The organism is Flavobacterium sp. RSP49 (genome assembly GCF_003968735.1).
GTDB lineage: Bacteria > Bacteroidota > Bacteroidia > Flavobacteriales > Flavobacteriaceae > Flavobacterium.
Window position 1 is genome coordinate 166,142 of sequence record NZ_RYDN01000003.1, and the last position, 16,428, is coordinate 182,569.

Genomic DNA, 16,428 nt, shown 5'->3' on the forward strand with positions numbered 1-16,428 from the left:
TTATTTTATGAAAAAAACGGCTACAAAAGTTTATTGGTTTAATGATGTAGCAAATTTTGATACTAAATGAAATTTAAGATGTTGTCGAAAAACGTTTTTAATCCATTTATTGGATATAGACATTGGCTAACATTATAAATAAATTATAGTCTATAAAATTGATGTCTAAATAATCACACCCAATAACTAATAAGAATAAATAGTGACAAATGATTAATTGCTGTGCTAAAGCAATTAATCATTTGTCACTATTTTTAAACAAAACAGGGTTCCTTTACTTTTATAATGCAAACCAATTCCCTGAAAATTAAAGAACTAAATATAAGAATAGTTACCTAAAAAATAGTAAACATGAAAAAAAGAACAATTTTAACCAGCATTTTTGCTATTATTTCTTTAATTGTCTTTGCCCAAGAAGAAGAAAGTCGCAATGACTGGGAAAATCCTGAAGTATTTCAGATTAATCGTGAGCCAGCCAGAGCTGCATTTTTACCTTTTGCAGATGAGGCATCAGCAATTGCAGATGACTATACTCGTTCACCATGGTTTATGAGTTTGAACGGAAAATGGAAATTTAATTGGTCTCCTACACCGGATGAAAGACCAAAAGATTTCTTTAAAAAAGATTTTAATACAACCAATTGGAAAGAAATTACGGTTCCTTCAAACTGGGAATTGGGCGGGTATGGAATTCCTATTTACACTAACATTACCTATCCATTTGTCAAAAATCCACCATTCATTGATCATGCAGATAATCCAGTGGGGTCTTACCGACGTACTTTCGAGTTGCCAGAAAATTGGAACGAACGCCGTGTTTACCTTCATTTTGAAGCAGGAACTTCAGCAATGTATATTTGGATAAATGGAGAAAAAGTAGGCTATAGTGAAAACACGAAAAGTCCAACGGAATTTGATATTACTAAATATGTAAAAGCTGGTAAAAACCAGGTTGCTGTTGAGGTGTATCGATGGAGTGATGGTTCTTATTTGGAAGATCAAGATTTTTGGCGTTTGTCAGGGATCGATCGTGACGTTTACCTTTACAGTACTGCTAATACTCGTATTGCAGATTTCTTTGCCCGTCCTGATCTTGATGCCTCGTATAGAAACGGAAGTTTATCTGTTGATGTTAAACTTAAGAACATGAACAAGGCTGTAAAAAATAATCAAACTGTACTGGCTAAATTGGTGGATGCAACAGGAAAGGAAGTTTTTGCAAAAGCGTTTAAAATAAATTTAAAAGCAAATTCAACGGAATCAATTAGCTTTAATGAAAAAATAGATTCACCACTTTTGTGGAACAATGAAAGTCCTTATTTATATACTCTATTGCTTGTACTTAAAGATGATACTGGAAAGTCCGTGGAAACGGTTGCTACTCAAATCGGTTTCCGGAAAGTAGAATTAAAGAATGGACAGTTATTGGTTAACGGCATCCGAATCATGGTACACGGTGTAAATATCCATGAACACAATCCTAAAACGGGTCATTATCAAACTAAAGAAACCATGTTGAAGGACATTCGCCTGATGAAGCAATTAAATATCAATGCGGTTCGAAGCAGTCATTATCCGTCTAACCTGGAATGGGTGAAGCTGTGTAACCAATATGGTTTGTTTTTGGTAGACGAGGCTAATATTGAAACTCATGGTATGGGTGCTGAATTGCAAGGTTCCTTCGATAAAACAAAACATCCTGCGTATCTTCCGGAGTGGAAAGCAGCTCACATGGATCGCATTTACAGTTTGGTAGAGAGAGATAAAAATCAACCTTCTGTAATTCTTTGGTCTTTGGGTAATGAGTGTGGAAACGGACCTGTTTTTCAAGAGGCTTATAATTGGATAAAAAATAGAGATAAAACTAGATTGGTTCAATTTGAGCAAGCTGGTGAAGAAGAAAACACTGATGTGGTTTGTCCTATGTATCCTAGTATGGATTATATGAGAGAGTATGCTAAACGCAAAGAGGTGAAGCGTCCGTTTATTATGTGTGAATACTCACATGCTATGGGTAATAGTAGTGGTAATTTCCAGGAATATTGGGATATTATTCGGAGCAGCAATAATATGCAGGGAGGATTTATCTGGGATTGGGTAGATCAAGGGTTTGAGATGACAGATGAAGTAGGACGCAAATACTGGTCGTATGGTGGAGATATGGGAAGCCAAAATTATACCAACGATGAAAATTTCTGTCATAACGGATTAGTTTGGCCAGATCGTACGCCACATCCAGGTGCTTTTGAAGTAAAAAAAGTGTATCAGGATATTCTTTTCGCAGCAGTCGATTTAAAACAAGGAATTATTCAGGTAGAAAACGGATTTGGTTATACTAATCTTGATAAATATCGTTTCAAATATGAAGTTCTGAAAAACGGGATCGTTATCAAAACAGGAACTATTGCTATCGTTCTTGCACCACAATCTAAGAAACAGGTTCAGTTTGAATTACCAAAAATTGCTACTAAAGATGGAGTGGAATATCTTTTAAATATTTTTGCCTACACAAAAGAAGGTACGGAAGTGTTACCTCAAAATTATGAAGTAGCCCGCGAACAGTTTTCAATTGGAGAGCCTAAGTATTTTGTTAAAGCAGCAGGTGACAGTACAAATGCTACAGTTAAAGATGCTCAAGACGATATAACTCTTAGTGCAGCTGGAGTTGAAGTCACCATAAATAAGAAAACTGGTTTAATGCAACAATACAAATCTAACGGAGACTATTTTTTCAATCAAATGCCAGTTCCAAATTTTTGGCGTGCTCCAACGGATAATGATTTTGGAAATTATATGCAAGTTAGCAGTAATGTTTGGAGAACTGTAGGGAGATTCAGTAGTTTGGATACTATGGAGGTTAAAAAGGTAGCCGGAAAAACAATAGTAGTAGCTCGCCTTTTCTTAAAAGATGTAGCGTCTTATTATACTATTACGTACACAATGGATTCTGACGGTAGTTTAACCGTACAGAATTCATTTAAAGCAGGAAAGAATCCATTGGCCGAAATGCCTCGTTTTGGAATGTTGTTCTCTCTAAAAAAAGAGATGGATAATTTTAGTTACTACGGAAGAGGACCTTGGGAGAATTATCAAGATAGAAACACATCATCTCTGAAAGGAGTTTACGAAAGTAAGGTTGCTGATCAATATGTTCCTTATACACGTCCTCAAGAAAATGGATATAAAACGGATGTTCGTTGGTTAACACTTACAAATAATTCAGGAAATGGAATTGAAATAGAAGGTTTACAGCCATTAGGGGTTAGTGCATTACATAATTATCCAGAAGATTTTGATCCAGGTTTAACAAAAAAACACCGTCATACAAATGATATTACACCACGAAATGAAGTAGTGATTTGTGTCGATTTAGCGCAAAGAGGTCTAGGTGGAGATAATAGTTGGGGCGCTATGCCACACGAACAGTACCAATTGAAAGATAGAGAGTACAGTTATGGCTTTGTTATTAAACCTAAAAGGAAATAAAAAATTAAAATTTCGTTCCTTTTTAGTATTTATGAATTGGAGTGAAATAAATTAATATTATACAAATGAAGCTGTTAAAATTAATTGTTATGAGAGAAAAACTAAAATTCTATTTCAATAAAAAGAGCATTTTTATATTGTTTTTTATGTTTAGTGCAATCAGTTTTTGGGCGCAAAAAGTTACAATACCTATCGCAACCAATAGTAATATGATGTTGCTGCAGACAGATAGTAATAATCGCTTGATGACAGTCTATTTTGGGAAACCCCTAGCAAATATAAGTGAATATCCATCAGCTTCTTTGGCTTATAATTTCAAGGATGATAATGCTGGAATTTATAATGGAGTTTATACTCCTGCAGGAACTTGGAATCTTTCGGAACCAGCTGTTCAAGTAAAGCATGCTGATGGAAATCGCTCTTTGGAGCTTAAATATATAAGTCATAAAACGGAAAAAATTGATACGAATTCCTCTATTACAACTATTGTTTTAAAAGATCCTGTTTACCCATTTGAGGTGACTTTATTTTATAAAGTTTGGCCAAAAGAAAATGTAATTGAGCAATGGTCAGAAATAAAACACAATGAAAAGAAGGCTGTTCTATTGCAAAAATTTGCGTCAGCTAATTTATATTTTACTAATAAAGATTTTTACTTGACTAGTTTTCAAGGGCAGTATTTAAAGGAAATGCAGCCTATTCAGTCAAAACTTTCACAAGGAATCAGAACAGTAGATTCTAAACTGGGAACAAGAGCAATGTTGCTTCAAAACCCAAATTTCATTTTGTCTTTTGGGAAGCCTACTTCAGACACTGAAGGGACAGTTATGCTTGGACAATTGGCTTGGAGTGGTAATTTTAAATTAGATTTTGAGGTTGACTCGTATAAGAATCTTCGTCTTATTGCTGGGGTTAACCCATATGCCTCTGAATATCTTTTGCCAGCGAATCAAGTTTTTAAAACCCCGTCTTTGATATATGCTTTATCTAATAATGGTACTGGTGAGGCAAGTAGGAATCTTCATGATTGGGCAAGGAAATACAGAGTGTTGGATGGTGAAGGAGAACGTCTTACGTTGTTAAACAACTGGGAGGCGACTTATTTCGATTTTGATGAAAATAAAATTGCAGATTTATTTAAAGATGCTAAGGACATTGGAGTAGATATGTTTTTGTTAGATGACGGATGGTTTGGAAATAAATATCCTAGAAATGATGATAAAGCAGGTCTTGGAGATTGGAAAGAAAATGCAAAGAAGTTACCTCATGGATTAGGTTATTTAGTAAAAGAAGCTAAAAAAGAAGGGGTTAAATTTGGAATTTGGATCGAACCTGAAATGGTAAATCCTAAAAGTGAGTTATATGAAAAGCACTTGGACTGGGTAATTCGACAACCGGAAAGACCGGAAGTATATTATAGAAACCAATTAGTGCTTGATTTGTCAAATCCAGAAGTACAGGATTTTGTGTTTGGGATTGTAGACGACCTTTTTGTTAAAAATCCGGAATTGGCATTTATAAAATGGGATTGTAATGCGGTTATTTACAACGCGTATTCAGCCTATCTTAACAAAAAAGGTATTCCACAATCTAATTTATATGTTGATTATATAAGAGGGTTATATAAAGTACTAGAAAGAATCCGTGTTAAATATCCTAAAGTTCCTATGATGTTATGCTCAGGCGGAGGAGGACGTGGAGATTATGAACTGTTAAAATATTTTACAGAATTCTGGCCGAGTGATGACACTGAGCCTTTAGAAAGAATATTTATACAATGGGATTATTCGTATTTTTTTCCCTCTATTACAACGGATAACCATGTCACTGACTGGGGAAAACAGCCGTTAAAATTCAGAGTTGATGTAGCAAGTATGGGTAAATTAGGGTTTGATATTGTGGTTAGTCATTTAAGCGATAAGGATAAGTTGTTCTGCAAAGACGCAATAAAAAATTATAGCTCATTCAAAAATATTGTTTGGCATGGTGATTTGTATCGTTTAGTGAATCCACATGAAAATGATATTTCTGCATTAATGTATGTTGATAAAGACAAGAGTAAGGCAGTTGTTTTTAATTATTTGGTTAACAATCGATTTATGTTGACAGCAACTCCACTTCCAGTCGTTTTGAAAGGATTAGATCAAAATAAAAAATATGCAGTAAAAGAATTAAACATATATCCAGGAGCCAGTTCTACGATCCCCTCTGAAAATGTTTTTTCAGGTGATTTTCTTATGAAGGTGGGGATTAATCCAAATGTAAATTTACAAAGAACAAGTGTCATCCTTGAAATTACTGAAGTGGAATAAGATAAAAATGTGGTATGTATACAAAGGTTTTGACTTAGTAATTAACCCTCGAATAGTAAACATTCGAGGTTTTTTTAACACTTAAAAACTGGTAGGTACTGGTATGTATTTTTAGACAATTATTTTACTTTTGGTTTTTAAGATTTCAAAATTAAATCATTAAAATTAAACACATATCACATTTTATGAGTAATAATATAATGAAATTATTTGGTTTAACAGCTTCCAAAGAAAGGGTTGATTCGTGTGAATTAACTAATAAAAATGGAATGAGGCTTAAAGTAACTAATTATGGCGCGACTATTATCTCATTAAAAATACCACTGAAAAATGGTGAATTTGTGGATGTAGTATTGGGTTTTGATACTTTAGATGCTTATATAAAATCATTTGATCTGGAAAGTGCGCCATACTTTGGAGCGACTGTTGGACGTTATGCCGGCAGAATTAATAATGGCTTTTTTAGTTTGAACGGAAAAGATTTTCATTTAAATAAAAACAATAACAATAATTCGTTACATGGTGGAAATATTGGATTTAGTCAAAAAATGTGGAGGGTGAAAAATGCGAAAGAAGGCAAAAACCCGGCTATTACTTTCGCATATTTTAGTCCTGATGGGGAAGAAAATTATCCAGGGGGCTTATCAGTAGAAATTACCTATATGGTGTCGGAAGACAATGAATTGATTATAGAGTATAAAGCCATTTCAACCGAAGATACAGTTGTGAATTTAACCCATCACAGTTATTTTAATCTCGATGGTCACGATTCTGATATTTTAGAGCAGGAGTTAATCGTTAACTCTCAAAAAATGGTAGAGACTACTGATCAAAATAGTCCAACTGGTAGGTTTTTGGATTTAGATAATAAACCTTTCGATTTTAATAAACCTAAAAAGTGTCCCTCAAAAATTGATGCCACTTTTATATTAGAAAAGAAAAATGAATTTGCTGCTTCCCTTTTTAATAAAAAAAATAATTTGAAAATGTCTGTTTACACCAATCAGCCCGCGGTTCATATCTATGTTGGTGGTAATTGTTTTAATACAATAAAAGGGAAAGATAACGCAGATTACCATGCTTTGAGCGGTATTTGTTTTGAAGCGCAAAATTTCCCGGATGCGCCCAATCACGAACATTTCCCTAATGCTATTCTAAAAAAAGGTGAAATATATTATCATAAAACAAGTTATAAATTCCAATCTTTTTAAAATGAAAAATAGTAAAACTATATTGTCGTTGTTACTGTCGTTTCTGTTTTTTACGTCTTGTAATTCTCAAATGAATGTGGATCATACGCCAGCTCCAACGGTTTCTGCTTTTGCAAAAGGAGCAGATGTGGGATGGTTGCCGCAGATGGAAGGTACTGGATATAAATTTTATGATACTGATGGTATTGAAAAAGATTGTTTACAACTCCTAAAGGACAGAGGAATGAATACCATTCGGCTTCGTGTTTGGGTCAATCCAAATGACGATAAAGCCAGTGGGCATTGCAGCAAGGAAGAAACCGTTGTCATGGCTTTGCGTGCGCAAAAAATGGGAATGCGCATCATGATCAATTTTCATTATAGCGATTCGTGGGCAGATCCTGCCAAACAATTTAAACCCAAAGCATGGGAAAACCATACTTTTCAGGAGTTAATGACGGATGTGTATGATCATACTTTTGATGTTTTGAGTGCCTTGAAATCAGCAGGAGTTACTCCGGAATGGGTTCAAGTAGGCAATGAAATTCCAGGCGGTATGATGTGGCCGGAAGGCAGCACTAAAAATTGGAGCCAACTCGCACAATTACTCAATAAAGGCTACGAAGCAACAAAAGCCATTGATCCTAAAATCAAAGTAATTGTTCATCTTGACGAAGGAAATAACAATGAAAAATTCCGCTGGTTTTTTGATAATGCGACTGCTAATAATGCAAAGTACGATGTGATTGGATTGTCCTATTACCCTTTTTGGATCAAGAAAGATTACACAGAAACTATTGGGGATTTAGCGTATAATCTAAACGATATGGTTGCCAGATACAACAAAGAAGTGATGGTTGTAGAAGTTGGTGGCGAATATGACAAAGTGCAAAATACGTACGAAATGTTAGCAGCAACAATCAAAGCAGTCGAAGCGGTACCAAATAACAAAGGACTTGGCGTAATTTATTGGGAACCACAAGGAGAAAAAAGTTGGAGCGGTTATTCCCTGAGTGCTTGGCAGTCTGACGGAAAACCATCAATGGCTTTGGATGCGTTTAAAGGATAGGTTTGATTCGATAAATTATTAAAACATATAAGTCAAATAAGCTTTTAATTTGAATATAATCAAGTGAAAATTAATAGTTCATTTGAGCAAAGGCAGATAGCCTTGCTAAGAATGGTTAAAATTAATTACAGTAGCTATTAAATAATAGATAGATTTAAAATGAAGAAATTGATACGTATTCTTGTTGTATTTTTAGTATTTACACAAGTGGTTTTGTCTCAAACACGAGCCGTTAAAGTGTTAAATACAAATTGGAAATTTCAAAAAGGCGATTTTGAGGAGGCGCATAAAGTGAATTTTAATGATTCGAAATGGGAATCGGTAACCGTTCCGCATGACTGGGCAATTTACGGTCCCTTTGATAAAAATGTAGACATTCAAAAGGTTGCCATCGTTCAAAACGGAGAAAATGTTGCTACCGAAAAAACGGGACGAACAGGAGCTTTGCCTCATATTGGTGCGGCCTGGTACCGCAATACATTTACATTGCCAAAAGATTCAAAAGGGAAAAAAATAATTTTACTTTTTGAAGGGGCAATGAGCGAACCTCAAGTGTATCTAAACGGAAAAAAGGTTGGAGAATGGGCGTATGGCTATAGTTATTTTTATTTTGATGTTTCCAAATTTATACAAGAAGGAGCCAACACATTGTCAGTAAAACTAACCAATAAAGAGTTTGCTTCCCGCTGGTATCCCGGTGCCGGTTTGTATCGAAATGTAAGCGTTATTGTAAAAAACAACGAAAGCATTGACCAATGGGGGCAGTTTATAACTACTCCTTTTATAAGTTCAGCAGTAGCCAAAGTAAATATTAGGACCAAAGCTTCTGGCGAAAACACTCGTTTAGTCACCACTGTTTTTGATGCCGAAGGACATAAACTAAATTCAGAGGAGTCGGCTATACCATTTGGAAATGAGTTCGATCAAAATATAAAAGTAGAAAAGCCAAAATTGTGGAGTCCCGAAACGCCTTACTTGTACAAAGCGGTTTCCCAATTGTATGTTGGAAAAGAACTAAAAGATGAAATTTCAACCCGTTTTGGAATTCGAGAAATAAAATACGAGCCCAATAAAGGCTTTAGTCTTAATGGAACGATAACCAAATTTAAAGGAGTTTGTCTGCACCACGATCTGGGTCCCCTTGGCGTTGCAGTGAATAAAGCCGCGTTGCGCAGGCAAATGAAGATATTAAAAGATATGGGTTGTAATGCGATTCGCAGTTCGCACAACATGCCCTCTTTTGAGCAACTGGAGTTGGCAGATGAAATGGGTTTTATGTTTTTGGCAGAGAGTTTTGATGAATGGGCAAAGCCAAAAGTAGAAAATGGGTATCATCGTTTTTTTGAGGATTATGCCGAAAAAGACATCGTAAATCTCGTGCAGGCAACACGAAATCATCCTTCTATTGTGATGTGGAGTTCTGGAAATGAAGTGCCGGATCAATGGGGAGAAGCTGGTGTAAAACGAGCCAAATGGCTGCAGGAACTATTTCATAGAGAAGACCCAACACGTCCGGTAACGGTTGGTATGGATCAGGTAAAAGCGACTATGGAATCTGGTTTTGGAGCTGTACTGGATGTTCCAGGATTGAATTATCGGGTGCATTTATATGATGAGGCATTTGCAAAATTTCCGCAAGGGTTTATTTTAGGTTCCGAAACAGCTTCAACAGTTAGCTCCAGAGGGATTTATAAATTTCCTGTGGTTCAAGAAAAAATGAAACAATATCCTGATTTCCAGTCTTCCTCTTACGATTTGGAAGCGTGTAGCTGGTCTAATGTACCCGATGAAGATTTTGTGTTTCAGGATGATAAACCTTGGGTCATTGGCGAGTTTGTTTGGACAGGGTTTGATTACTTGGGCGAACCTACGCCTTATGATGAAAGCTGGCCGTCCCGAAGTTCTTACTTTGGAATTAATGATTTAGCGGGTTTACCCAAAGACCGTTATTATTTATACCGAAGCCGTTGGAATACAAAGGAATCAACCCTGCATATTTTACCGCATTGGAACTGGGAGGGCCGTGAAGGAGAAGTAACCCCTGTTTTTGTCTATACAAGTTACAACAGCGCAGAACTTTTTATCAATGGCAAAAGTATGGGAGTCCAGAAAAAAAATAAAAACACACCCCAAAACCGCTACCGCCTGATGTGGATGGATGTAAAATATGAGCCGGGAACGGTAAAAGTGGTGGCTTTTGATGACAATGGTAAAGCCGTTGCTGAAGAAGAAGTACGTACTGCTGGCAAGCCGTACCAAATTGTTTTAGATGCTGACAGGAAAACAATCACTGCCAATGGCGAGGATATATCCTTCGTAACAGTATCTGTAGTCGATAAAAATGGAATTATTTGTCCTACGGCGACGAATCAGTTAAAATTTAAGGTTTCAGGAGCGGGTACTTACAGGGCTGCCTGCAATGGCGATGCCACTTCTCTCGAAATGTTTCATCAAGATACCATGAAACTTTTTAGCGGAAAATTGGTAGTGCTTGTAAAATCGACCACAGCTGCCGGTATTATAAAACTGGAAGTAAATGGCGCTGGGCTTAAGAGTGGCAAACTGAGCTTGGTATCGGAGAAATAAATAAAAAAGGTGACAAATTAATGCAACTCTACTTTTAAAACAAAAGATGTAAAAAAAATAAAATTGTGGTTCAAGTATTAAATACGGCTTTTAAATCGAATACTTTAACAATTTCAAAACAATAATAATTTTAAGAAAATGAACGATTTATTAATAAAAAATACCATTGCTTTCTTTGAAAAAAGTTTTGGAACTGAACCACAAAAAATTGTTCTTTCCCCGGGCAGAATCAATATTATAGGAGAGCACATTGATTACAACGATGGTTTTGTTTTGCCTGCAGCGATCGATAAAATTATTTGTTTTGCTTTCGAAAAAAACAATTCGGATACCGCTAAAATTGTGGCTATAGATTTGAATGACGAGTTCGAAGTTTATACACACGAAGAGCAAAATCAGACGGATAGTGTATGGACAAATTACCTGCGTGGTGTTCTGAATCAATTGAAAAGGAACGGTTATTCCGTGGAGGGTTTCAATTGTGTTTTCAGCAGTAATATTCCGGTTGGTTCCGGTTTGTCATCTTCGGCGGCTTTAGAATGTGGCTTTTTGTATGGTTTAAATGAACTGTTCAATTTGAAAATTAAACCCATTGATATTGCGCTTATGGGACAAAAAGCAGAACATTGGGTGGGAATCAATTGCGGAATTATGGACCAGTTTTCCAGTGTAATGGGTCTTGAAAACAAAGTCATAAAAATTGATTGCAGGACATTAGAATATGAATACCATAGTGCTAATTTTAGTGATTACTCCTTAGTTTTATTCGATAGTAATGTCAAACATTCCTTGTTTAGCTCGGCTTACAATACCAGACGGAAAGAATGTGAAGAAGGAATATCGATAATTAGTGCTTATTTCCCGGAAATTAGTAGTTTTAGAGATTGTAAAGAAGAGGACGTTTGGAGTCTAAAAGATAAAATGTCTGCGAATGTTTTCAAAAGGAGCCTTTTTGTAGTGAAAGAAATGAATCGCGTGAAACTGGCTTGTGACGCTTTGGATGATGGAAAAATTGAAGTTTTAGGACAGCTAATGTTCAGTACGCACGAAGGATTATCATTGGATTATGAAGTGAGTTGCGCCGAATTGGATTTTTTAGTACACACGGTGAAAGAAGACAAATCAGTGATAGGCTCTCGATTAATGGGCGGCGGTTTTGGCGGTTGTACCATTAATTTGATTAAAAAAGGACAAGAAGAGCGAATTAAAAAGCAGCTTTCTACTCTTTATTTAGATAAATTTGGAATAGAATTAAAAATTTATGATGTTAAAATCGGAAACGGAACATCACTTTATAACAATAAGTTAGAATGAAAAACTTTGATATCAACGAAGATCCGCACAGACGCTTTAATCCATTAATTAACGAATGGGTGCTGGTTTCTCCACACCGTTCGAAACGCCCTTGGCAAGGGCAAAATGAAGTGGTACCTTCGGATGCATTGCCCGAATATGACCCGACTTGTTATTTGTGTCCAGGGAATGTTAGAGCGAATGGAATGGTAAATCCGGATTATGAAAGTTCTTTTGTTTTTGAAAATGATTTTGCTGCTTTAAAACAAGAAGAAATAGCTTTTGAGGAAAATATAAGCGAGACTTTTTTTAGAGCAAAACCAGAAAGAGGAATTTCTCGAGTGGTTTGCTTTTCGCCAAAACACCACTTGACATTGCCAGAAATGCCGGCCGAAGCGATTGAAAATATCATTCGTACCTGGCAACAAGAATATACGGAATTAGGTGCTGTGGACTACATCAATCACGTTCAGATTTTTGAAAATAAAGGAAGTGCGATGGGGTGCAGCAATCCGCATCCGCACGGACAAATTTGGGCGCAATCATCTTTGCCAACCGAAGTGGAAAAAACGCAAACTAATCTAAAATCGTATTTTGATAAACACAACAGAACTCTTTTTCAGGATTATTTACAAGAAGAAATGAAACTGGACGAACGCATTGTTATTGAGAATGATCATTTCGTGGCATTAGTCCCTTTTTGGGCGATTTGGCCCTATGAAACTATGATTGTCAGCAAACGAAATGTGACTAAAATAACTGATTTCACGGCAACTGAAGTGACGGATTTTGCAATTATTTTAAAACATTTGACAACCAAATACGATAACCTTTTTGAAACATCTTTTCCATATTCATCCGGAATTCATCAGTCGCCAACAGACGGAGAATTGCATCCGGAATGGCATTTTCACATGCATTTTTATCCACCGTTATTGCGGTCTGCAACCGTAAAGAAATTTATGGTAGGGTATGAAATGATGGGTGAATCGCAAAGGGACATCACGGCGGAGAAAAGTGTAGCCGTTTTAAGAGCGCAATCGAATGTACATTATAAAAATAAGTCGTGAAAATAGTTGTTACTGGAGGTCTGGGATTTATTGGTTCGCATACCGTAGTCGAATTGCAAAACGAAAACTTTGAAGTTGTAATCATTGATAATTTGTCTAATTCATCAATTGACGTTTTGGATGGCATAGTAAGAATTAGTGGTAAGAAGCCATTTTTTGAACAAATAGATTTGAGAGATAAAGCAGCAGTTCACGCTTTTTTTAAGAAGCATGATGATGTGGAAGGAGTGATTCATTTTGCTGCCTCCAAAGCTGTCGGCGAAAGCGTGAAAGAACCTTTATTGTATTATGAAAACAATGTTGCGTCATTAATTTATATTTTGCAGGAATTACAGAAAAAACCAGAAGCTAATTTTATTTTTAGTTCTTCTTGTACCGTTTATGGTCAAGCCAAAGAGATGCCAATTGCTGAAACGACACCAATTCAAACGGCAATGTCACCGTATGGTAATACCAAGCAAATAGGAGAGGAGATTATTGCTGATGTTACGAAAGTAAGTACTATCAATGCTATTCTGTTGCGCTATTTTAATCCTATCGGGGCGCATCCGTCAGCTGAAATTGGAGAACTGCCTATGGGTGTGCCACAAAATTTGGTTCCTTTTATTACACAAACCGGAATGGGTTTACTTGCTTCATTGTCCGTGTATGGGAATGATTACCCAACGCTTGACGGCAGCTGCGTTCGCGATTATATACACGTAGTCGATTTGGCGAAAGCCCATGTGATAGCCTTGCAACGATTAATAGACAAAAAGAATGCGGATAAATTAGAAGTTTTTAATCTGGGAACCGGAACCGGAAGCTCAGTGCTGGAAGTGATTAAGGCTTTCGAGAAAGTTAGTGGACTAAAATTACCTTACACCATTGTTCCAAGGCGCGAAGGCGATGTGACTTCGGTTTTCGCCAATACGGATAAAGCAAATACCATTTTGGGTTGGAAAACACAATCAACTCTCGAAGAAGCGATTGCTAGTGCGTGGAAGTGGGAGCAGAAGGTTAGAAATAATACTTAAATTTTCAGGAATCAATTTTTATTGTCAAACAGGTATAAAATATCCGTTTGCATAGGTGAGTAAGAATTCTTTTTTTATGATTTAACCTATATTGCCATTATAAATGTAAAAAACACATTTATAATGATGTGAATAATAATTTTTAATTTACATTTGACTTTCATAATTCTTAAAAAAATAATAAAATTAAAATACATATCACATTTTACAATTAATTATATGATGGAATTAAGCGCTTTTAAGCTAATCTAAATGTAATTTGTAAAAAAACATGATAATTACACTTTACTTAAAAAAATACAAAAATTTCATTCATTTATATTAATTTCCATAACACAATTTACTCATGAACCAAAACCTTGCTTTAGCTGATTACGCAGTATTTATTATCTATTTTATCGTGGTGTCCACATACGGCTATACCGTTTATCGCAAACGAGAGAAAAACGAACATGATGCCAAAGCTTATTTCCTTGCTGAGGGAACACTGACTTGGTGGGCTATTGGAGCTTCATTGATTGCATCCAATATTTCAGCTGAACAGTTTATTGGAATGAGTGGGGAAGGATTCTTTTTAGGGATTGCAGTAGCCGCTTATGAGTGGATTGCCGCAATCGCTTTGATTATTGTTGCCGTTTGGTTTATTCCAGTTTATTTGAAAAACAAGATTTACACCATGCCACAATTTTTAAAAACAAGGTATAACGAATCAACTGCTTTAATTATGGCCGTATTCTGGTTGTTTTTATATGTATTTGTAAATCTTACTTCTATTTTATATTTAGGTGCTGTTGCCATTAATGGATTAGCCGGTGGCGAATATTTACACGCTATTATGATCGGGCTTGCCGTTTTTGCTTTAGTGATCTCCTTAGGAGGTATGAAAGTGGTGGCCTACACTGATGTAATTCAAGTTGCTGTTTTAATTATAGGTGGATTGGTTACGTCATATATTGCTTTGACTACCGTTGGACAATATTTTGGAGTTGGAGAAAATGCAATTGCAGGATTTAAGGTATTAATGAGAGAAGCTCCGGAGCACTTCAAAATGATTATTCCAGAACCAACAGCTACTTCTTCTCAAAATGATATCAATAAATATCTTACTTTCCCTGGAATGATGTCTTATTTGGCCGGTATCTGGATTATTAATCTTAATTATTGGGGTTGTAACCAATACATTACCCAGAGAGCTTTGGGTGCCGATTTACAAACGGCGCGTACCGGTATTTTGTTTGCAGGTATTTTGAAATTATTAATGCCGCTTATCGTTATGTTGCCAGGTATTGCGGCTTATGTTTTGTATGAGAATGGACATCTGCCTCAATTAGTGGGTGGGAAAGATGGTGCGTATTCTGCTGTGTTAACGTTTTTACCAACAGGTTTAAAAGGATTGTCTGTAGCTGCTTTAACAGCTGCTATTGTTGCGTCTTTGGCAGGAAAAGTGAATAGCATTTCTACTATTTATACATTAGATGTGCATAAAAAATACATTCAAAAAGACGCGAGTGATCGAAGCCAAGTCAACATAGGAAGATATGCTGTTTTTGCAGCCATGCTTTTGGCTGTCGTATTTACTTGGAATGATATCTTAGGAATTGGTGGTGTAGGTGGGTTTACTTATATCCAAAAATATACAGGGTTTATCAGTCCGGGGGTTTTTGCGATGTTTTTCCTTGGAATGTTCTGGAAAAGAACCACGGGTACTGCCGCAATAATAGGGGTTATTTCAGGTTTCTTGTTGTCGGTTTTATTTAACGAATTTGCGCCGGAATTGTTTGGAAATGAAACATTATTATACACCGCCTACACCAATGGAAAAGGAGGATATGAAATACCATTTCATATTTGTATGGGATTGTCATTTATGTTTACCATGCTAATTATGATTGCAGTGAGTTTTGCTGGACCGAAAGTGAATCCAAAAGCTTTTGAATTAGATGCTCAAATGTTTAAGGTGAAACCTCAGACAACAGTATTGATTGTTATTATTTTATTGATTATTTTTGCTTTGTACGCGAAATTCTGGTAGTTGTATAACAAGTAGTTTAGCATATAGGAATAAAGTCATTGCCGTTTAGTTAAGAAATGTTTGTTGTACCAAATGATCTTTACTAAACGGCATTTACTTTTAAATACATGTTGAAGTATTACCAAAAGAATTAAAATCGGTGCCTATCGAAAATTCTTTGAACCATTCAAAATAAATTGAGATTAGGTAAGATGATCTGTTATCCCAACAGATATGCTATAACTTGTACGTTTAGCCGACTAGTTATATAGAATTATAAAGGGGATCGAAAGAATAATAGGTATTGATTATATAGAAAATTGTCTTGTCCTGAATAACCGATACAGATTATTAGATAAAAATATTTAATTAAACACTTGCAAAAACGTTTTTGC

The 16,428-nt window shown here is 35.8% G+C and carries 9 protein-coding genes; all 9 read left to right on the top strand.

Translation table 11 applies throughout. The features are described 5' to 3' along the window. The first annotated feature begins 351 nt into the window (after nt 1-351). The 9 genes from EKM02_RS03220 (at nt 352) to EKM02_RS03260 (ending at nt 16,054) form a co-directional block, all read left to right on the top strand. On the top strand, nt 352-3,486 hold the full coding sequence (locus EKM02_RS03220) for a glycoside hydrolase family 2 TIM barrel-domain containing protein (RefSeq protein ID WP_126452028.1): 3,135 nt from the start codon (nt 352-354) through the stop codon (nt 3,484-3,486). Between the two features lie 89 nt (nt 3,487-3,575). Then, the gene (locus EKM02_RS03225; protein ID WP_126452029.1) at nt 3,576-5,798 is read left to right on the top strand and encodes an alpha-galactosidase; all 2,223 of its coding nucleotides are present in this window, start codon (nt 3,576-3,578) and stop codon (nt 5,796-5,798) included. A 185-nt stretch (nt 5,799-5,983) separates the two neighbouring features. Next, complete coding sequence (locus EKM02_RS03230) at nt 5,984-7,009, top strand: aldose epimerase family protein (protein ID WP_234423145.1); 1,026 nt, start codon at nt 5,984-5,986, stop codon at nt 7,007-7,009. A 1-nt stretch (nt 7,010) separates the two neighbouring features. After that, on the top strand, nt 7,011-8,057 hold the full coding sequence (locus EKM02_RS03235) for an arabinogalactan endo-beta-1,4-galactanase (RefSeq protein ID WP_126452030.1): 1,047 nt from the start codon (nt 7,011-7,013) through the stop codon (nt 8,055-8,057). A gap of 159 nt (nt 8,058-8,216) precedes the next feature. Continuing rightward, nucleotides 8,217-10,643: a DUF4982 domain-containing protein gene (locus tag EKM02_RS03240; RefSeq protein WP_126452031.1), complete on the top strand. Its 2,427-nt coding sequence runs from the start codon at nt 8,217-8,219 to the stop codon at nt 10,641-10,643. Nucleotides 10,644-10,781: 138 nt separating this feature from the next. Continuing rightward, nucleotides 10,782-11,957: a galactokinase gene (galK, locus tag EKM02_RS03245; RefSeq protein ID WP_126452032.1), complete on the top strand. Its 1,176-nt coding sequence runs from the start codon at nt 10,782-10,784 to the stop codon at nt 11,955-11,957. Next, nucleotides 11,954-13,006 carry a UDP-glucose--hexose-1-phosphate uridylyltransferase gene (locus EKM02_RS03250; protein WP_126452033.1) on the top strand — a complete coding sequence of 351 codons (1,053 nt, stop codon included), beginning with the start codon at nt 11,954-11,956 and terminating at the stop codon, nt 13,004-13,006. The genes galK and EKM02_RS03250 overlap by 4 nt, the downstream gene beginning before the upstream one ends. Then, complete coding sequence (galE, locus tag EKM02_RS03255; RefSeq protein WP_126452034.1) at nt 13,003-14,022, top strand: UDP-glucose 4-epimerase GalE; 1,020 nt, start codon at nt 13,003-13,005, stop codon at nt 14,020-14,022. The genes EKM02_RS03250 and galE overlap by 4 nt, the downstream gene beginning before the upstream one ends. Before the next feature lie 346 nt (nt 14,023-14,368). Continuing rightward, on the top strand, nt 14,369-16,054 hold the full coding sequence (locus tag EKM02_RS03260) for a sodium/sugar symporter (RefSeq protein WP_126452035.1): 1,686 nt from the start codon (nt 14,369-14,371) through the stop codon (nt 16,052-16,054). Nucleotides 16,055-16,428 lie beyond the last annotated feature (374 nt).